Genomic DNA, 18,588 nt, shown 5'->3' on the forward strand with positions numbered 1-18,588 from the left:
GCTCCCGGCCGCCCTCGCGCTCGGAACGGTCGGCGCGGTCGCCGCGCTCGGCCCGGTCGGGGCGCTCCTCGGCCTGCCGGGTCTCCGCCTGGCCGGCGTCGGCCGCCACGGCCTCGCCGTCGCGCTTGGCGGCGGTGCGGGTCCGGCGCGGACGCTCGGTCTTCTCCGCCTTCTCGGTCTTGTCGGCCGCGCGCTCGGACGCCTGGTCGGCGGCCCGCTCGGACGCCTTGCCGCCCCCCTTCGGGGCGGCGGCGCGGTCGCTGGCAGCGGCTCCCTGCTCGGCCCCCGCCGAGCCCTGGCCCGCGCCGCCCTGCTTCTCCTGGATGGCGGCGATGAGCTGGCCCTTGCGCATCTGGCTGACGCCCCTGATGCCGAGGTCGGACGCGATCTTCTTCAGATCGGTCAGCACCATGGCCGACAGGCCCGTGCCGGTGGCACGGCGGCGTCGGGGGGCGGCGCCCTGGCCGGCCTCGTCCGCGGTCGCGGCTGCCGTGCTGGATGCGTCCGTAAGGAGTTCGCTGGATTCGCTCACTAAGGGTCCTTCCCAGGGAGCGGGCGTTGGCCGGCGTTCGGCCAGTCAACCCGGTGGTGCGGCCCGGCGGGGGCGCCGAGTCGGGCTCGCCGTACCGCGGAGGAGCCGCGGCGGGCGATGCTGGGCAACAGCCAGATGGCGGTCGGTCGGGACGGCTCGCTCATGGGCCTTCCCATGACCGCGGGGATCCGAAGTTCGCTGGAATGCCGGACAACGGAGTGTCACGGAGACGGGAAGCCATGTACGCGCGACCGACTCGGCCGACGGGCCGGTCAGGTGACGCGTGGCTGACGAGCACACGGCCCCGAACGGGGCATCTGGTGCGGCAATCAGCCTAACATCACCAGGGCACACTGCTATTCCCCAGAGGTCGATGTCTTCGCATTTTACCTAGCCGGTTCGGTCACACCCCGGCCGCTCGCGGACGCCGGTCAGGTGAGGACCGAGGCGCCCCGGGGGGCGACACGCAAGGGGTGTACGTGCCACCCATTACCCATTTCAAGCGCGTTTGAATCAATCCGCGAGACCGATGTGAAGGCCAGGACAGTCGGCCCGGCGCCGGACACGACCGCCGGAACCCCTCGCTCACGGAGCTTTCGGATCAATTCGGCGGATTCCGGCATGGCCGGGGCCCGGTACTCCTGGTGCAGCCGGTCCTCGGTCGCGGCCAGCAGCACGTCCTCGTCCAAGCCGCGCGTCAGGGCCGTGACCAGCAGCGCAGCACGCGCGGCGTTGGCCGCGGCGTCGCCGTGCGGAACGGTCGCGGGCAGCAGCCCCCGGGCGAGCTCGGTCGCCAGCCGCGTCTCCGGAACGAACGCGACCACCTCGCGGTCGAGGTCGAGCCGGACGGCACGGTCGCCCCACGCGACCGTCAGGCCGCCCATCAGGCAGGGGGCGACGTTGTCGGGATGCCCCTCGATCTCGGTCGCCAGCCGCAGCGCCGCGGCGTCGTCCATGGCGTCGCCGCGCGGGTGCAACGCCCGCGCCGCCACGATGCCCGCGACGATCGCCGCCGAGGACGAGCCGAGCCCCCGGCTGTGCGGGATGCGGTTCACGCACCGCAGCCGAACGCCCTTGCCGAGCACGGCGGCCTCCGCCGTGCCCGCGAGGCGGTCGACCGCCTCCAGCGCGGCCCGGACGGTCGTGACGATCAGGTGCCGGTCGCCCCGGTCGGCGACCTCCTCCCCCTCGCCCTCGACCTCGATCACCACGCCGTCGCCGCCGAGCTCGACGGTCACCTCGTCGGCGAGCGTGAGCGCGAGCCCGAGCGAGTCGAACCCGGGCCCGAGGTTGGCGCTGGTGGCCGGCACCTCCACCGTCACCCGCCGAACGCGGGTGCTCATGCGAGGCCCAGGGCGGAGGCGGCGGCGTGGGCGTCCACCTTGACGGTGGTGGGGGCGGGCGCTCCGGCGATGGCCCAGTCCGGGTCCTTGAGGCCGTTTCCGGTCACGGTGCAGACCACGCGGGAGCCGCGCTCCACCACGCCCTGCTCGGCGGCCTGGAGCAGCCCGGCGACGGACGCGGCGGACGCCGGCTCGACGAACACGCCCTCCTCGGCGGCGAGCATCCGGTACGCGCGCAGGATCTGCCGGTCGGTGACCGCGTCGATCGCGCCGCCGGACTCGTCCCGCGCGGCGATGGCGAGGTCCCAGGAGGCGGGGTTGCCGATCCGGATCGCGGTGGCGATCGTCTGCGGCTTCAGCACCGGCTCGCCCTTGACGAACGGGGCCGCGCCGGACGCCTGGAAGCCCAGCATCCGCGGACGGCGCGAGGCGGCGCCGTCGCGGGCGTACTCGGTGTAGCCCATCCAGTAGGCGGAGATGTTGCCGGCGTTGCCGACCGGCAGGCAGTGCACGTCAGGAGCGTCGCCGAGGGCGTCCACGATCTCGAACGCGGCGGTCTTCTGGCCCTGCAGCCGGTACTTGTTGACCGAGTTGACCAGCGCGACCGGGTAGTCGACGGCGAGCTTGCGGGCCAGTTCGAGACAGTCGTCGAAGTTGCCGTCCACTTGGAGCAGCCGGGCGCCGTGCACCAGCGCCTGCGCCAGCTTGCCCATCGCGATCTTGCCCTGCGGGACGAGCACCGCGCAGGTCATCCCGGCGCGGACCGCGTACGCGGCGGCGGACGCCGAGGTGTTGCCGGTGGACGCGCAGATGACCGCCTTGGCGCCGTCCTCGGCGGCCTTGGAGATCGCGACCGTCATGCCGCGGTCCTTGAACGAGCCGGTCGGGTTCAGGCCCTCGACCTTGAGGTACACCTCGCAGCCGGTCAGCTCCGACACCCGGGTGGCGGGCACCAGCGGCGTGCCGCCCTCGAAGAGCGTCACGACGGGCGTCGCCTCCGTCACCGGCAGCCGGTCACGGTACTCCTCGATGAGCCCTCGCCACGGACGGGCAGTCGCGTTCACAGTCGGTCTCCTCGCTGACCTGCGGTATTAACTGAATCCTAAGGGCCCGTCCGACACCGTTGTCGGCCGTCGCGGCGGCTGTGGACAACCGCCGTCCGATGATCTCCGCCGCCCGGGGACGGCGGCCCGCACCGCCGGAACGCCGGCGGTTCGCGCCGCCCCCGACGGTGATCTCCACCGTCCTCGGACGGTGTCCTTCGCACCGTCCGCGGACGCCGTCCTCCGACGTCCACGGGCCATGCGGCCTTCGACGTCGTCAGACGTCGTCGGCCTCCACCCGCATGACGCTCGCCACGCGGCGCACGTCCTCGAAGCTCCGGAGCCGCTCCACGGTGGCGCTGAGCGCCGCGTCCGCGGCCCGGTGCGTCACGACGACGAGCTGGGCGTCCTCGCCCGACCCGACCTGCCGGACGGCCTGGATCGACACGTCGTGCTTGGCGAACTCCGTCGCGACCGTCGCGAGCACGCCCGAGCGGTCGGCGACGTCGAGCTGGATGTAGTAGCGCGTGCGCGTCTCGCCCATGGGCAGGACGGGCAGCTCGGCGTAGGTGACCTCGACGGGTCCGGGCTTCCCGCCGCGCAGGTTCCGCGCGACGGCCACCAGGTCGCCGAGGACGGCGCTCGCCGTGGGCGCGCCGCCCGCGCCCGCGCCGTAGAACATCAGCGATCCGGCGGACTCGGCCTCCACGAACACCGCGTTGTACGCCTCGCGCACGCTCGCGAGCGGGTGCGTCCGCGGGATCATCGCCGGGTAGACGCGGACGGAGACGCCCCGTCCGTTGCGTCCCTCCGCGGCCGGCACCCGCTCGCAGATCGCGAGCAGCTTGACGACCGAACCGGCCTCCCGGGCCCCGGCCACGTCCGCGGAGGACACCTCGGTGATCCCCTCGCGGTGCACGTCGGCGGCCGTGACCGGGGTGTGGAAGGCGAGCTGCGCCAGGATCGCGGCCTTGGCGGCGGCGTCGAAGCCCTCCACGTCCGCGGTCGGGTCGGCCTCGGCGAAGCCGAGCGCCTGGGCCTCCTCCAGCGCCTCGTTGAACCCGGCGCCGTTGGTGTCCATCTGGTCGAGGATGTAGTTCGTCGTGCCGTTCACGATCCCGAGGACGCGGTGCACGTGGTCGCCGACCAGGGACTCGCGCAGCGGCCTCAGCAGGGGGATCGCCCCCGCCACGGACGCCTCGTAGTACAGGTCCGCGCCGTACTCGCGGGCCGCCGCGAACAGCGTCGCGCCGTCCTCGGCGAGCAGCGCCTTGTTGGCGGTGACGACCGACTTGCCGGTCTTCATCGCCTCCAGGATCAGCGTCCGGGCGGGCTCGATGCCGCCGATCACCTCGATGACGATGTCCACGTCGTCCCGGGTGACCAGGCCCTGCGCGTCGCTGGTCAGCAGCTCGCGCGGCACGCCCTCGCGGACCCGCTCGGGCCGGCGGACCGCGATGCCCGCCAGCTCCAGCGGCACCCCGACCCGCGCCGCGAGGTCGCCCGCCTGCTCGCGCAGCAGCCGCACGACCTCGGTGCCGACGACGCCGCAGCCCAGCAGCGCCACCCGCAGCGGCCCGCCCTGTTTCACGCCTCTACCTCCGCATCCAGCCGGAGCAGGTCGGCGTCGCTCTCGCGACGCACGACGACCCGCGCCGCACCGTCCCGCACGGCCACCACGGCGGGCCTCGGGACGTGGTTGTAGTTACTCGCCATCGACCGACAGTACGCACCGGTCGCGGCCACCGCCACCAGGTCGCCCGCCGCCAGGTCGTCCGGGAGCCACAGGTCGCGGACGACGATGTCGCCGCTCTCGCAGTGCTTGCCGACGAGCCTGCTCAGCATGGGCTCGGCCTGCGACTCCCGGCTCGCCAGGACGCAGGTGTACTCGGCGCCGTAGAGGGCGGTGCGCAGGTTGTCGCTCATGCCCCCGTCGACGGACACGTAGGTGCGCAGTCCCTCGACGTCCTTGACGGTGCCGACCTCGTACAGCGTAATGCCGCCGGGACCGATGACCGCCCGTCCCGGCTCGACCGTGAGCGTCGGCATGGCCAGCCCGTACGCGCGGCACTCGCGCCGCACGATGTCCCTGAGCGAGTCGGCCATCGTCTTGGGGTCGATGGGCTGGTCGCCGTCGGTGTAGGCGATGCCGTAGCCGCCGCCGAGGTCCAGCTCGGGCAGCTCGATCCCGTGCTCGTCCCGGATGGCGACGAGCAGCTCCGCCAGCCGGTGCGCGGCGACCTCGAACCCGTCCGGGTCGAAGATCTGGCTGCCGATGTGGCTGTGCAGTCCGACGAGCTCCAGGACGTCCGACAGCTCCAGGACGCGCCGGACGGCCTCCAGCGCCGCCCCGCTGCTGCGCGAGAACCCGAACTTCTGGTCGTCGTGGGCCGTGGCGATGAACTCGTGCGTGTGCGCCTCGACGCCGGTCGTGACGCGGACCATCACCTTGGGCCGCCTGCCGAGCTTCTCGGCCAGGTAGGCGAGCCGGGCGATCTCCTCGAACGAGTCGATCACGATGTGGCCGACGCCGACCTCCACCGCCCGCTCCAGCTCCCGCACGGACTTGTTGTTCCCGTGCAGGGTGATGCGCTCCACGGGGAAGTCCGCCGCCAGCGCGATGGCCAGCTCTCCCCCGCTGCACACGTCCAGCCCCAGGCCCTCCTCCGCGAGCCACTTGGCCACGGCGACGCACAGGAACGCCTTGCCCGCGTAGTGGACGTTGCCGTCGTGGAACGCCGCCGCGTACTCCCGCGCCCGCGCCCGCACGTCGTTCTCGTCGTACACGTAAAGGGGAGTGCCGAACTCCCGGGCGAGGTCGCGGACATCGACGCCGCCGACGGTCATGACGCCCTCGTCCCGCCGGGCGGACTGCGGCCATACCTGCTCGTCCAGGGCGTTGAGGTCCGCGGGGGGCGGCAGGGGGTGGTCTTCGGGGAGGACGCCGGCGTGCCGGGGGCCGGCGGGGTGCACTCTGCTCATATCCGCTCTCTTGGGGTTTCGCCGATCATCGTGAGGCCGTTGCGCAAGGCGATGCCCGCCGCCGCCGCGATCGTCACACGGGACGCGTGCACCGCCGAGGGTTTCTCTCCCGCGGGCAACGCCGGACAGTGCTCATGGACCGTGTGATAGGCGTCCGCCATCTGGAACAGGGCCCGGGCCAGAAGACGCCCGTCCCTCTTGCGCGCGGCGCTCCGCGCCCATCCAGGCATCTCCCCCAGCGCCTGGATCAGCGGCAACTCGTCCCCCGCGGGCTCGGCCGGCCCGCCCTGGATCCCGAAATCGGCGGCCCGCCTCTGGACGGCCGTCGCGCGCGCATAGGCGTACCGCAGCGAAAACCCGGGATTCTCGAAAACCCGGGGCCGATCCTCGAGTTCGACGGCGGGCACTCCGGCCACGACCCCGTAGTCCGGATCCCGCACGATCGCCTCGGCGAGCGCGCCGGGCCGGACCCGCAGAACCACGAACCCTTGATCGGCCTCGGCCGTGATCTCACCATGCGAGACGGCCGCCACCACCGCCGCCGCGTCCAGGCCCAACCTGAACGCCACCGGGCTGGCGTAAACCCCCGCTCCAACGCAGCGCAGCGCGACGTCACCGGGCTCCCGGCCCGCGACGTCCCGCACGGCGCCCCGAAGCACACCGCTCACCACCGCTGGAGTCACCCTCGCGAGACTATCCGACCACTATGCGGACACGTCACGCGCCGGCCGCGAGCTTCCGCACGGTCTGGATCAGCCGGTTCGGATCGAACGGCTTGGTGACGTACGCGTCCACCCCGATCTCGTTCCCCCGCCGGACGTCGTGCTCCTGCGCCCGCGCGGTGATCATCACGACCCGGATGTGCCGCGTCTCCTCGTCCTCGCGCAGCCGCACCGCCGTGACCCACCCGTCCAGGCGCGGCATCATCACGTCCAGGGTGATCACGTCCGGCCGCACGTCCCGCACCTTGTCGAGACAGTCCCGCCCGTCCACCGCAGTGACGACCTCGAACCCCTCAAGCTGCAGATTCACAGCGATCAGCTGCCGAATCACCTCGTCGTCGTCGACGACCAGCACCCGTCCCAGTGGCTCGGTCACCCACCCGAAGCTAGCCGACCGACGATCGCCTCGCACCCCGAACAACCAGGTGCGCACCACGTCCCCAACCCTGGTAGTCTTCTTCTCGCGCCAAGGAACACCAGGCGCAACGCCCCCTTAGCTCAGGGGATAGAGCAACGGCCTCCGGAGCCGTGTGCGCAGGTTCGAATCCTGCAGGGGGCACCCTTTCCGGACCAACGAAAACCCCGGCTGACCAGGCACAACGCCCGGCACCGGGGTTTGTTGTCTGTGCAGCCAAGTGCCGCCGAACGCAGCCGTTTGTCACCATCCACGGAACATTCACGGAACGGCTTCCGCGCCATTTCCGCAGGCCAGCACAGAGAGAAGAGCCCCGGCACGGAACCGGGGCTCTTCCGGGGCGGCTACCGGCCAAGAGACCGGTCCTTTCGGACAAACCAGTGCCCATCGTCCCCATCGAGGCAGTGGGCGTAGGTGCGCTGGAGGACCTCCACGCTGTGGCCAGCCCACTCGGCGACGTAAACGGCGGGCACTCCTGCGTTCAGCCGCAGGAGACACCGCGAGCCGAGGTCGTAGGTCTGGGGCTTACGTGCGAGGAGCGCCTTCTCTTGCTCAGGGCGGCCAAGTTCGACGACCGGAAGCATGTCCACTGACCTCAAGTGCCGCAGGGCATCAGCCGGCGGGAGCGGGTGCGACAGGCCGCGCCAAGCGGGCCCCGAACCGAGCAGCTTGTGCGGGGCGGTCGGAAACATGAGCTCAGCCTCACCACTGCACTTAACCGCCAGGCCTCCGACCTGCGCACGAGCTCGTCCACATCGTGCAGCACGGCATCCAAAAGACTCTCGCGACCCTTGCCACCTGCCTGAGGGCAGCCTGAGTCGCCTTTGCCCCCGTTGAGCTCGTCCTGCCAGGAAATACACGCGCGGTGGGCGACGAACATCGCCCTTCGAGGCGCCCCAGGTTCGATCACCGCAACGACCACCAGACGACTAAGGGTGATTTGCCACCTTTTGTCAGGCGGTGGAGTTAGGCTCCACGACATGGATGTTCTCTTCGCCGAGACCCTTGACCTCCAGCTCGAATGGGCAGCGCGCAACACCCCGAAGATGGAACGCCGAGGGGTTCTCGTACGGACAGAGATCCCCCAGAGGATCCGCGCCCATGTTGACGAGCTGGCCGCCACGATCGGGGTTCCCCTCCTTGACCTGGGAGTTGAGGGTAAAGATGGAACCGGCCTGAAGACTGAAATCCCATGGGTGAGGGTCTTCTCTCGCGCGGAATCTCCCCGAGCCACCTCGGGTTGGTACCTCGTCTATCTCTTCAGCGCCGATGGCGAACGCGTCTACCTCTCCCTCAACCAAGGCACCACAGTTTGGACGGGGACGGACTTCGCACCTAGGGAACCGGCAGAGATCAAAGCCCGCGTAGCGTGGGCCCGTCCTCGCATTGAGGGGCTTCTGTCTGAGTGGGGCGGAGTCCAGACGGACATCAAGCTCGCGGCCCGTAAGTCTCGGCTCGGCGAAGGCTACGAAGCCGGGAACGTCACGGCCATCGAGTACCGTCGCGACGCTCTACCGAGCGAATCCGCTTTCATGGATGACCTCCTCTACATGGCCCACCTGCTAAGAGTGCTCTATAAAGCGGGGAAGACCGCGTCGTACGTCCCCGGCGACACGCCCCCCGAGGTGCTTGAAGCTGAAGAAGACGCAGTTAAAGCCGCTAGGCGAAGAACCGTTCGTGCGCGCGGACAGGGCATCCGCCTCAACGAGCAAGAACGACGTGCCCTGGAACGCCACAGTGTGTCCATGGCGACGGACTACTTCGAGGCCCAGGGTTGGTCTGTAAAAGACGTGGGTCTGAAAGAGTCCTATGACCTGCTTCTGAGTAGGGGCGACGAACGTCTCCACGTGGAAGTCAAGGGGACGACTTCACGGGGTGAACAGGTCGTCCTCACCCGCGCTGAGGTCGCCCGCCAGCGCGCCCTGGTCCCTCATAACGCCCTGGTCGTCGTGCACTCGATTGAGCTGGACAGAACCGCGAAGCCTGTATCCGCCATCGGCGGAACGCTGTGCTGCACCTCACCTTGGTACATCGAGGACGAAGACCTATCCGTCGTGTCCTACGTGTATAAAACTGGGCTTTGATTGCGGCGTTCTGCCTGAATTCAGGCTTGAAAGCATTTCTGTAGGGCAGACAAGAGCTTCTAATCGGATGTCGTCGATCCGCAGGGACTCCCACAGCCCGCCGCCGTCTTCACGAAGTGGCGGGCAGGTGGGCGAAATCGCGGCGGCTTCGCGAGGCAGCGAAGATGAAGTGGGCCACGATCCGACCGCCTAAGGGAGCCAAGGTGTATGCCGATCCCCTGATGCATTGGAACTGATGACGGCTCTTGAGAAAGACTTAGAGGCGGTGAAGCCGGTGCCGACGGTTTGGCCCTTGTCGTTGATGTCGAAGGCTGTGGTGCCGGCTGCGCCCGGGGCGTCGAAGGTGGTGAATTTCCCGGCGGTGATGATGAAGGCGTGGCCGGTTTCTGAGTTTTCGGGGACGTAGTAGCCCACGAGATCGCCTCTGTTGGTCGTGGCGTTGATGCCGGTGTAGGCGGCGCCGGGGACGTCGAAGCGGGTGTAGGTTCCGCGGGTTCGGATGAAGGCGTGCTGGGTTGTGGCGTCCGGGGTGTCGACGTAGTCGCCCACGATGGTGCCGTGGTCGTTGATGCGATGGGCGATGGTGTAGGCCGCCCCGGGGAAGGCGATCGGCGTGTAGTGGCCGGCGTCCAGGAGGTACTGGGGCTGGGAACCGTCCGGGCGGACGGTTTGGACGGTCACCTGTCCACGGTTGTTGATCCCGAAGGGCCAGACCTCTTGGGCGCCGGGGACATCGATCGGCGTGAACGCTCCGTGGGAGTAGCGAAAGCCGTGGATACGGCCGGCGTGTCCGACGTAGCTTCCTACGATCTCGCCGCGGTCGTTGATGCCGGAGAAAAGGGTGCCGGAGAGGCCGTACGGGGTTTTGTCGCCCGTGGCGTTCGGGTGGTCGATGGTCGTGTAGTGGCCGTTCCGGAGGGTGAAGGCGTGGCTGCGGCCGGATGAGTCGTCGTAACTTCCGGCGATGTCGCCTCGGTTGTTGATGCCCATGGGCATGGTGCCGACCGCGCCCGGTACGTCGATCGCGGTGAAGTGGCCGTCCGGCTGCCGCAGGTAGCCGCGCCCCTCTTGGGCGGACGCGGGCTGTGAGGGGATCAGGAGCGAGACGATCACTACCAGCGGCGTCAGGACTGCCGCCAGGGTGCTTCTCTTCACGGATTGCCTCCAGAGATCAGCTCCGGCGTCGTGTCACCAGTTCTCTCAGCTCCGCCGGGGTGGGCCAAGGGGATGAGCGATGGATCATCCGGTGGCAGTTGGCGCACAGGAGGGCGAGGTCGTTCAGCCGGGTCGTTGTCTCCCCGGAGACGTGGAGTGGGACGACGTGGTGGCACTCGATGTAATCGGCTCCGCGGGGGCCGTAGGTGCGCTCGTAGTCGAACCCGCAGACTTCGCAGGCCAGCGCTCCATGGCGGGCACGGGCCTGGTCGATGCGCTTCTTCCGCAGTGCCGGGTCCCGCTCCCGGACGAGGTGCCAGCGGAACAGCATTCGTCCTTCGGGGGCGCTGACCTCGGCGTCGATGACCTCATCCGACCAGGCCAGGTCCATGAGGGGGCCGGATTCAACGCCCTTGCGAAGGGCCTCTGCGGCGGAATTCATGCGGGTCGGAGACTCACGGAATGCTCGCAGAATCTGTTCGTCCCGGTCCGAGTTCTCGGGTAGGTGGCTTTCGGCCAGCTCGGCCATCTTGCGCGCCACCTCGTCCGGCGTCCGGAAATCCGGTCCCCGGTGACCGTGCCGGTGGAGGGGCAAGCGCCGCAGGAATTCGGACAGCTCCTGCACACGTTCGGCGTCCGGCGCCATTGGCTGCCATCCGTTGCCTGCGAGGACGGCGCACAGCAGGACGAGCTCGTCGTGGTCCCAAGGTGGGGTGCGCGTGCTGCGGACTTCGAAACCGAGGGACCGCAGCACTCGCACGGCGTGCTTCTCACCGCCGGAGAACTCGCCCGCGGTCAGAGGCCGCCCCGCCGTGTGGCGGTGAGCCACACCGGCGATGGCCTTGGAGTCGTAGAAGGCGTCCTCGTGTACCAGCAGGTACGTCCGCGCCTCTTTGAAGCCGTAGCGTCTCAGGAATTCGTCACGGCCGAGTTCCTGGAACTCGGTGATCGCCTTGAGTACGCCTTCGCGGGTGATGTCCGTCAGGCTCACAGGACGACCTTAGGCCCTTTCACCATCTTGCCATTCGGAAGGACTCGAAATAGAGGCGAACGCGCAGGTGGAGGCGCCGCCACCAGGGGCGCGTCAGGCGGATGGCGAGCTGGGTGTGGATCTGGAAGCGGGCCGGAGTCGTGGCCCAGCGCCTGGTCAGGGAGATGAGGAGGTCCGCGGTGCTCTCGTCGGCGGCTTCCACCAGTGTCCAGAGGATGGCAGGGGTCAGGCCGGGGACGGTCTGGGTGGTCTCCAGCCACGTGTGGAGGGCGGGTTCCAGCCGCGGGTTCCGCGTTTCGAGAGCGGCGCGCCAGGCGGGGACGGTCATGTGCGGGTCGACCTCTTCGGGGGTCAGGCCCCAGCGCAGGAAGACCGCCGCTGCCGTGGCCTTCCGGCGGGCTTCTCTGCGCGCGCTCAGGTTCTCCACTCCGGCGCCCTTGGCCCAGGTGAGAATGGCGACCAGGATCTCATCGGGATGATCGGAGGCCAGTTTGAGGAGGGCTTCCACGACTTCCACGCGGACCTGGTCGTTGCCGTTCGTCGCCAGGTGCTTCAGGCGCGTCAGGGCTATGGACGTGTAGGTCTCGGCGAGCGTCTGGCATGCTCTGACCAGGGTGAGCTTGAGCGTCTGGGCGAGGTTCTCCTCCCTTGACCAGCGGTACATGGCGGTGCGGACCCGTCCGCCCACCAGCGGGTCCAGACAGGTGCGGGCCAGGGCGATGTAGGCGAGGTCGGCCTGGTCGTTCTCGGCCCAGGTCTCGGCCGTCCGGGTGATCTGCTCGGCGGCGCCGTGTTCGGCGGCCAGGTCGGCGAAGGTCTCGGCGAGACCGGCCCAGAGGGCGCCCGGCACCGCCGGGTCGGCGGGGAGGGCGGCCAGCCAGCCGAGCAGGTCGGACCTGATCAACGGGTAGTCGTCCCAGACGTGGCGCAGGACGGACTCGGGGAAGCCGTGGCGGCGGAACTCGACGCGGGCGGAGTCGGCCGCGGCGGACAGGACGCCGCGCAGCTCGGCGGCCGGGCACCAGGCGAGGCCGGAGCCGTGGACGGTGACGTCCAGGCGGCGGAGCAGGGACGCGGCGACGGTGTAGACGTCGGTGGGCACGGCGCTGCGGAGGGTGGCGGCGGCGACCAGGAGGGCGCGGTCGTGGGGCTCGGGGTGGGCGGCGAACCAGCGGGACAGCTCGTCCGACCAGTGGCGGAAGGACTCCTCGGCCTCCGCGGGGGAGCCCGCCTCGGCGGCGATGTCGGCCAGGCGCCGGGCGTCGGCCGGGGACGCGTCGGCGAGCAGGGCGGGAGCGCGGTTCCAGCGGATCCAGGCGGGGCCGAGGCCGAGGCGGGCGACGCGGCGCCGGTACACCTCGACCGGGTCGGGCGGGTCGAGGGTGATCGATGCCGTGGTCGGGGTCGTGGTGAAGACGACCGCGAAGGCGCCCTTGGCGCGGACGGCGTCGGACAGGCCGCCGAGGGCCGTGGGCGTCTCGGCGTCGCCGTCCACCAGGTACCCGCAGGCGGCACTGACACTGATCTCGACCATCTCGTCCTGCTCGGGGGAGAACAGCCGGATGTCGGCGGCCGGGTGGACGCGGCGGAGGGCGGCGATCGCGGTCGTGCGGCGGCCCGATCCCGGTGGGCCGCACAGCGTGACGACGTGCTCGGCGGCGAGGGTCTTCACGATCAGGTCGTGGTTGCGGGCCGGGACGTGGCCGGCGATGTGGTCGTGGATCTCGCTCGGCCCCAGGTACATGGCGGACCGGCCGCGGACGAACCGGATCTGGTTCTTGACGACGTCGCCGTGGACGGTCGTGCCGATGAGGTTCTGGCCGTCGTCCCCGATGACGCGGACGTCCTGGACGGTGACCGTCATGCCCTCTCCTGCCGGATGTCGCCGCCCGTCCAGCTGCCGATGACGTTCTGGTTCCCGTCGCCGGAGAGGGTGAGGCCGTCGATGGAGACGCCTCCGGGGGCGGGAGGCCGCGCCGGGGACCGGCCGGGCGGTTCGGAAGCCGGGGCGTCCGGGGCGGTGGACGGGACGGGGACGTACAGGTAGGCGGGACGGTCGAACTGCTTCACCTTCGCGCGCACCCGCGCGAAGCGGCTCGGAGGCAGGGCCGCCACGTGGCCGCCGCGGACGTAGGTGTCGAAGACCTCGGAGGAGATGATCAGTGCGGCGAAGGTGACGTCCGGGTCGCTCCCGGCCAGCGCCGCGCGCGACGGCTCGCTGTCGAGCAGGCGGCAGACGTCGTTGGTCGCGGTGCCGATGCCCGCGGTGACCGGGTGCCGGTCGTCCACCAGGCCCACGTGGACGGCCACGCGGAGGCGCAGGCTCACGCCCTCGGCGCGCAGGCGGGGCGCGGCTTCGGCGAGGACGTCCTGCAGCCGGTCGGCGAAGGGGTGGACGAGCGCGGCGGTCGCCTCGTGCGGCAGGAGGGCGAGGACGCCGTCGCCGGTGCTCTGCCGGAAGTCCGCCGCCCGCCAGAGGTCGCCGAGGCCGGACGCCTCGCAGGCGGCGTCGAGGGCGGCGCGGATCTCGGTGTGCAGGGCGGGCAGGCGCGCGTCCGGATGCCGGCTGAACCCCGCGGCGTCGACGACGAGCAGGCTGCGGAACTGCGGTGCGGTCAACGGTCCTCCCGTTCCTCGGTGCGCCCCGTCGTGGGCGGTCCGCTCCCACCTTCGCGGGCCCGCGCTCGCCGCTCTGTCCGGAATCAGACGTTCGGACGGCCCGATCCGGCCAGCGCGCGCAGGGCGGCGACGTCGGTGATGACGACGCGCCGCCGGGAGGTCCGGACGATCCCGTGTTCCCGCAGGTACGCGAGTTCTCCGGCGGCGGTGCTGCGGGCGAGCCCGGCCGCGCCCGCGATCTCCGTCTGGTCGAGCCCGATCTCGGGGAGGGGCGCGCCGAAGCGCAGGAGCGTGCGGGCGAGCCTCGTGCGCGCCGGCAGGGAGCTGAGTTCGGCGCGCCAGGCCTCGCTCTCGCGGATCCGGCTCATCGCGTGGCGCAGCAGGTCGTTCTCCAGCCCGGAGGAGCGGACGAACGCCAGGAAGCGGTCGGCGGGCACCACGGAGGTGTGGCACACCTCGACGGCGATGACCGTCGCGGACCGGTCGTCCTCTCCCAGGACCGAATAGTCGCCGAGGATCTCGCCCGGACCGCGCACCGCGAGCACCAGATGGTCACCGTCCGGGGAGGAGCGCACGACCTTGACGCGGCCCGAGGTCAGCGCGAGGACGTGGGTGGGCGGGTCCCCCTGGCGGAGCAGTGTGCTCGCGGGTGGGAAGGTCCGGGCGGCGCCCAGCGCGAGGAGCCGCCGCCATGCCTCGTCCTCAACGATCACACTCCTGTCTCTCATACTTCACGCGCGCGGGAAAAGAGGCCGACAGGGACTGGTCAGGACGGCTCACCGCCCCCACGGTCTTCCTCACTTGATCGGTCGCCGAGAGGCCTTACTTACGGCGGCGGCGGGATTTGGTGTGGCGGCGGGTTGGGGTTGGGGGGTGCGGCCACCATGGAGGTGGTTCGGGGCCGTGGTAGCGGGTGGGGGGCTGGTCGGGGTGGAGGCCGAGGGCCTGGAGGGCGGGCGCGCTCAGTCTCAGGGTGCACCAGCCTCGCCAGCGGCCGGTCCTGTCGGGGCCGCAGGTCAGGTCGATGCGGATGTCGGTCTCGTCGAAGGGGGTCGAGAAGAGGCCGCGGTCACGCAGTCAAGTGGCGAGGACGGTGGCCGGATGCGGGCAGCCGGGGACGTTCTCCCAGGCGGCGATCTTGATCCACTCGTCGTCGGTTCGCGGCGGCATGCCGTCCATCATGCGGGTTCTCCTCGGCGGACGGAAGACCGGGGCGGAAGGCACCCCCGGCGGCCTTTTCATTCGGCGGAAAGGACGGTCAGGAGGGGCGTGAAGTCGTGGCTAGTCTGGGCGAGGACATCCTTCGGCGAGGGGAGCTTGGCGTGGGCGGCACGGAGGTCGGGGGTTCGCGGATCGACTCGTCGGTGCCGCATTCCGCGCGGGTCTGGAACTACCTGCTCGGCGGCAACGACAACTACGAGGTCGACCGGGAGGCCGCGGAGCGGTTCATCGCCACGTTCCCGGCGATCCTGGCCATCGCGCGGGCCGACCGGGCGTTCCTCGGACGTGCCGTGCGGCATCTCGTCGGCGACCTGGGCATCCGGCAGTTCCTGGACATCGGGACGGGGCTGCCGACAATGGACAACACCCACGAGGTCGCGCAGCGCATCGCCCCCGAGTCGCGGATCGTGTACGTCGACAACGACCCGCTGGTGCTCGTCCACGCGCGGGCGCTGCTCGCCAGCACGCCCGAGGGCGCGTGCGACTACATCGAGGCCGACCTGCGCGACCCGGAGACCATCCTGGAGCGGGCGCGCGGGACGCTCGACCTCGGCCGGCCGGTGGCGATCATGCTGCTGGGCGTCCTGCACTTCGTGCACGACCTCGGCGAGGCGCGGGCGATCGTCCGGGCGCTGCTGGACGCGGTGCCGTCCGGGAGCCACCTCGTCCTCACGCACTCCACGCTGGACTTCGACCGGGATCCGTCCGCGCAGGCCGAGGCCCAGCACGACTGGAACGCCAAGTCCGCCAACCCGATGCGGCCGCGGCCCCGGGCGGAGATCGCCTCGTTCTTCGAGGGGCTGGACGTCCTGGAGCCTGGCGTGGTGTCGATGACGCGCTGGCGTCCGCCGGTCGAGGGGGCCGACGAGGTGGCGGGTTACTGCGCGGTGGGCCGCAAGGGCTGAGCCGCCACGCCTGCGCTGCCGAGGCGGCTTCAGGCGGGTTCGTAGCGGTAGCCGCGGCCCCGGAGCGTGGTGATCGCGCGCGGGTCGGCGCCGTGCTGGGCGAGCTTGCGGCGCAGCGCCGAGATGTGGACGTCCAGGGTCTTGGTCGGGCCGAACCAGTTGACGTCCCAGACCTGGTCGATGAGCTCCTCGCGGGTCACGACCTCGCCCGCCCGGGACACCAGGCACGCCAGCAGGTCGAACTCCTTGGGGCGCAGCGCGATCTCGGCGCCGTCGAACAGGGCGCGCCGGGCCGCCAGGTCCAGGCTGAGGCTGCCGGCGCCGACGAACCGCTCGTCCGCCCGGGACGCGCTGCTGCGCCGCAGGTGGGCGCGGAGCCGGGCCATCAGCTCGGTGAGCCGGAACGGCTTGGTCAGGTAGTCGTCGGCGCCCGCGTCGAGCGCCACCACCACCTCGAACTCCTGGGTGCGGGCCGTGAGGACGACGATGACCGTGTCGGTGAGCACCGACCGCAGCCGCCGGCAGAGGGTCACGCCCTCCATGTCCGGCAGGCCGAGGTCGAGCAGGATCAGGTCGGGGGCGCGCGCGGAGACGCGCTCCAGCGCGTCCTTCCCCGTGGCCGCCCAGCCCGGCTCGTAGCCCTGCGCCGCCAGGGCCTCGCCCAGCTCGGTGCCGATGACCTCGTCGTCTTCCACGACGAGCACGTATGGTCCCGCCATGCCGCCTAGCGTAGGGGCGGCTAGGTTAGCGTGACGTTCACACCCGTTACGGGCGTTCACCCCGGTCAGCCCCGTCGCGCCCGCGGTCCGGTCAGGCCGGGGCGTTGTGGCCGGACTCGGGGGCCGGGCGGCTCACCCAGCCGCGCTCCGGCTGGCGGCAGTAGGCGTTGCGGGGGGACATCTGGAGCGTGTCGCTGACGGTGTCGACGACCTTGGACAGGCGGGACCCGTCGTGCGGCTCCCCGGCGCACGCGCTGGAGAGCGGGGAGCGGGCGGCGTGCCCGATCCCCAGTGTCGCCAGCGCCGCCAGGGCGAGGACTCCGACGAGGACCCTGCGCATGTACGGCCTCCCGAGCACGTCCAGTCTCCGTTTCGCCGCACAGGCTAGTCCCCCGCGGGTGAGAAGTCCTTGCAACGCTGGTTATGGTGGCGTTCACCTTCGCTGTGGACCGGCGCCGATATCCTCCGTGCCACACGGGCACCCAGGTGGGAGGGGGATGCCGATGCCGGCCCGGGACGAGGCCCGTGCCGCGAGCACGCCGCTGCGCCGCCAGCTCCTGGTGACCATCGTGGGCATCACCTCGATCGCCGTTCTGGTGCTGGCGCTGCTGCTCGCCGTCGCCGTGGAGCGGCTGTACCACAGCGAGGCGATCACCAAGCTGGAGCGGGACGCCACCCGGGTCGCCGCGTCCGCGCCGGACGACGAGGCGCACAACCCGCGCCCCTTCGCCAAGCCGGCCGGGCTGAACCGGCGCCTGGTCGTCGGGATCTACCGCGTGAACGGCCACCGCATCGTCGGGGACGGCCCTGAGGTCTCGCCGCTGGCGTCCGAGGCGGCCAACGGACGGCTGCACGAGTCGGTCGAGGGCGGCACCCTCACGGTCGTCGCGCCGATCCCGTCGGAGGCCGGGGTGACCTCGATCGCCCGCGTCGGCATGCCGCAGGACGACGTGAACGACCGTCGCAACCGGGCCTGGCTGCTGATGGGCGTGTTCGCCGTGGTCGTCGTCGGGCTGGCCGCGGCGGCGGCGTTCTACCAGTCCCGGCGGCTCGCGCGCCCGCTGGAGCGGCTGACCCGGGCGGCGCAGTCCCTCGGCGACGGCGACTTCACCGTGCGCGCCGAGCCGTCCGGGGTCCGGGAGGCGGACGAGGCCGGCCGCGCCCTGGAGGTCACCGCCCGCCGGCTCGGCTCGGTCCTGGACCGCGAGCGCGCCTTCAGCGCCGACGTCTCGCACCAGCTCCGCACCCCGCTGACCGGGCTCCTGCTGGGCCTGGAGTCGGCGCTGGAACGCCCCGGCGCCGACCTGCCCGCCGCGATCCGCGCCGCCGTCCGGCGCGGCGAGCACCTGCGCGACATCATCGACGACCTGCTCCGCCTGGCCCGCGACGCGGGACCGGACGCCGAGGTCCTGGACGTCCCGGACCTGCTCGCCGCGCTGCGTTCGCGCTGGTCGGCCACGCTGGCCGGGGTGGACCGCCCGCTGACGGTGACCGCGCACGATCCGCTGCCCGAACTGCACGTGAAGTCCCCGGCCGTCCGGCAGATCCTGGACGTCCTGGTCGACAACGCCGTCACCCACGGCGCCGGGCGCATCACCGTCGAGGCCAGCGACATCGGCGGCGGCCTGGCCATCGACGTGTCCGACGAGGGCCCGGGCGTCACCGACGACGCCGAGGACATCTTCACCCGCCGCCACTCCGCGTCCGCCGAGGGCCACGGCATCGGCCTCGCCCTCGCCCGCTCCCTCGCCGAGGCCGAGGGCGGACGCCTCGTCCTGCGCCGCCCCTCCCCGCCCATCTTCACCCTCCTCCTCCCCGCCGCCGACCCCCTCCCCCCCACCGACCGCCCCCACCCCT

General features: G+C 71.2%; 17 protein-coding genes and 1 tRNA gene. 4 read left to right on the top strand and 14 right to left on the bottom strand.

Translation table 11 applies throughout. The features are described 5' to 3' along the window. The 7 genes from DZF91_RS16095 to DZF91_RS16125 form a co-directional block, all read right to left on the bottom strand. Positions 1 to 532: Rho termination factor N-terminal domain-containing protein (locus DZF91_RS16095; protein ID WP_199486673.1), on the bottom strand; the 532-nt coding region annotated here is incomplete at its 3' end. A gap of 431 nt (positions 533 to 963) precedes the next feature. Next, positions 964 to 1,875, bottom strand: coding sequence for a homoserine kinase (gene thrB / locus DZF91_RS16100; protein WP_117358280.1), 912 nt, complete (start codon positions 1,873 to 1,875; stop codon positions 964 to 966). Further along, positions 1,872 to 2,939 (bottom strand): threonine synthase, encoded by a 1,068-nt coding sequence (thrC, locus tag DZF91_RS16105; protein WP_117358281.1) that lies wholly within the window; start codon positions 2,937 to 2,939, stop codon positions 1,872 to 1,874. Before thrC ends, thrB begins: the two co-directional genes overlap by 4 nt. A gap of 256 nt (positions 2,940 to 3,195) precedes the next feature. Then, positions 3,196 to 4,485, bottom strand: a complete 1,290-nt coding sequence (locus DZF91_RS16110; protein ID WP_117358294.1) for a homoserine dehydrogenase — start codon at positions 4,483 to 4,485, stop codon at positions 3,196 to 3,198. 20 nt (positions 4,486 to 4,505) lie between these two features. Continuing rightward, complete coding sequence (gene lysA, locus DZF91_RS16115; RefSeq protein ID WP_117358282.1) at positions 4,506 to 5,900, bottom strand: diaminopimelate decarboxylase; 1,395 nt, start codon at positions 5,898 to 5,900, stop codon at positions 4,506 to 4,508. After that, a complete protein-coding gene (locus tag DZF91_RS16120; protein ID WP_147341175.1) occupies positions 5,897 to 6,469 on the bottom strand; it encodes a DALR anticodon-binding domain-containing protein in 573 nt (190 codons plus the stop codon). The genes lysA and DZF91_RS16120 overlap by 4 nt, the downstream gene beginning before the upstream one ends. Positions 6,470 to 6,617: 148 nt before the next feature. After that, on the bottom strand, positions 6,618 to 6,977 hold the full coding sequence (locus DZF91_RS16125; RefSeq protein WP_117358284.1) for a response regulator transcription factor: 360 nt from the start codon (positions 6,975 to 6,977) through the stop codon (positions 6,618 to 6,620). Between the two features lie 132 nt (positions 6,978 to 7,109). Between DZF91_RS16125 and DZF91_RS16130 the strand changes: the two genes are divergently transcribed. Together DZF91_RS16130 and DZF91_RS42090 are read left to right on the top strand one after the other, a co-directional pair. Continuing rightward, positions 7,110 to 7,181 (top strand) — tRNA-Arg (locus DZF91_RS16130). A gap of 836 nt (positions 7,182 to 8,017) precedes the next feature. Further along, positions 8,018 to 9,121 carry an MrcB family domain-containing protein gene (locus DZF91_RS42090; protein ID WP_117358286.1) on the top strand — a complete coding sequence of 368 codons (1,104 nt, stop codon included), beginning with the start codon at positions 8,018 to 8,020 and terminating at the stop codon, positions 9,119 to 9,121. Between the two features lie 189 nt (positions 9,122 to 9,310). On the opposite strand, the gene DZF91_RS16145 is transcribed toward DZF91_RS42090, so the two are convergent. The 5 genes from DZF91_RS16145 to DZF91_RS16165 all read right to left on the bottom strand — a co-directional run bounded on the left by DZF91_RS16145 (position 9,311) and on the right by DZF91_RS16165 (position 14,599). Beyond that, positions 9,311 to 10,276: a hypothetical protein gene (locus DZF91_RS16145; protein WP_117358287.1), complete on the bottom strand. Its 966-nt coding sequence runs from the start codon at positions 10,274 to 10,276 to the stop codon at positions 9,311 to 9,313. A gap of 16 nt (positions 10,277 to 10,292) precedes the next feature. Next, positions 10,293 to 11,267 carry an HNH endonuclease gene (locus DZF91_RS16150; RefSeq protein ID WP_117358288.1) on the bottom strand — a complete coding sequence of 325 codons (975 nt, stop codon included), beginning with the start codon at positions 11,265 to 11,267 and terminating at the stop codon, positions 10,293 to 10,295. 19 nt (positions 11,268 to 11,286) lie between these two features. Beyond that, positions 11,287 to 13,131: a hypothetical protein gene (locus DZF91_RS16155; RefSeq protein WP_117358289.1), complete on the bottom strand. Its 1,845-nt coding sequence runs from the start codon at positions 13,129 to 13,131 to the stop codon at positions 11,287 to 11,289. Next, entirely contained in the window at positions 13,128 to 13,886 is a 759-nt protein-coding gene (locus DZF91_RS16160) for a hypothetical protein (RefSeq protein WP_117358290.1), read from the bottom strand. Before DZF91_RS16160 ends, DZF91_RS16155 begins: the two co-directional genes overlap by 4 nt. 83 nt (positions 13,887 to 13,969) lie before the next feature. Beyond that, positions 13,970 to 14,599 carry a Crp/Fnr family transcriptional regulator gene (locus tag DZF91_RS16165; RefSeq protein WP_158587958.1) on the bottom strand — a complete coding sequence of 210 codons (630 nt, stop codon included), beginning with the start codon at positions 14,597 to 14,599 and terminating at the stop codon, positions 13,970 to 13,972. Positions 14,600 to 15,208: 609 nt separating this feature from the next. Between DZF91_RS16165 and DZF91_RS16175 the strand changes: the two genes are divergently transcribed. Then, complete coding sequence (locus DZF91_RS16175; RefSeq protein WP_199486674.1) at positions 15,209 to 16,012, top strand: SAM-dependent methyltransferase; 804 nt, start codon at positions 15,209 to 15,211, stop codon at positions 16,010 to 16,012. A gap of 29 nt (positions 16,013 to 16,041) precedes the next feature. On the opposite strand, the gene DZF91_RS16180 is transcribed toward DZF91_RS16175, so the two are convergent. Then, positions 16,042 to 16,731: a response regulator transcription factor gene (locus DZF91_RS16180; protein ID WP_117358292.1), complete on the bottom strand. Its 690-nt coding sequence runs from the start codon at positions 16,729 to 16,731 to the stop codon at positions 16,042 to 16,044. 91 nt (positions 16,732 to 16,822) lie between these two features. Next, a complete protein-coding gene (locus DZF91_RS16185; protein WP_117358293.1) occupies positions 16,823 to 17,071 on the bottom strand; it encodes a hypothetical protein in 249 nt (82 codons plus the stop codon). A 157-nt stretch (positions 17,072 to 17,228) separates the two neighbouring features. Here DZF91_RS16185 and DZF91_RS16190 point away from each other — a divergent pair. Next, positions 17,229 to 18,588 (top strand): HAMP domain-containing sensor histidine kinase (locus tag DZF91_RS16190; protein WP_235834336.1); only part of this gene is annotated, 1,360 nt, incomplete at its 3' end.

The organism is Actinomadura logoneensis (assembly GCF_003428695.1).
Classification (GTDB): Bacteria; Actinomycetota; Actinomycetes; order Streptosporangiales; family Streptosporangiaceae; genus Spirillospora; species Spirillospora logoneensis.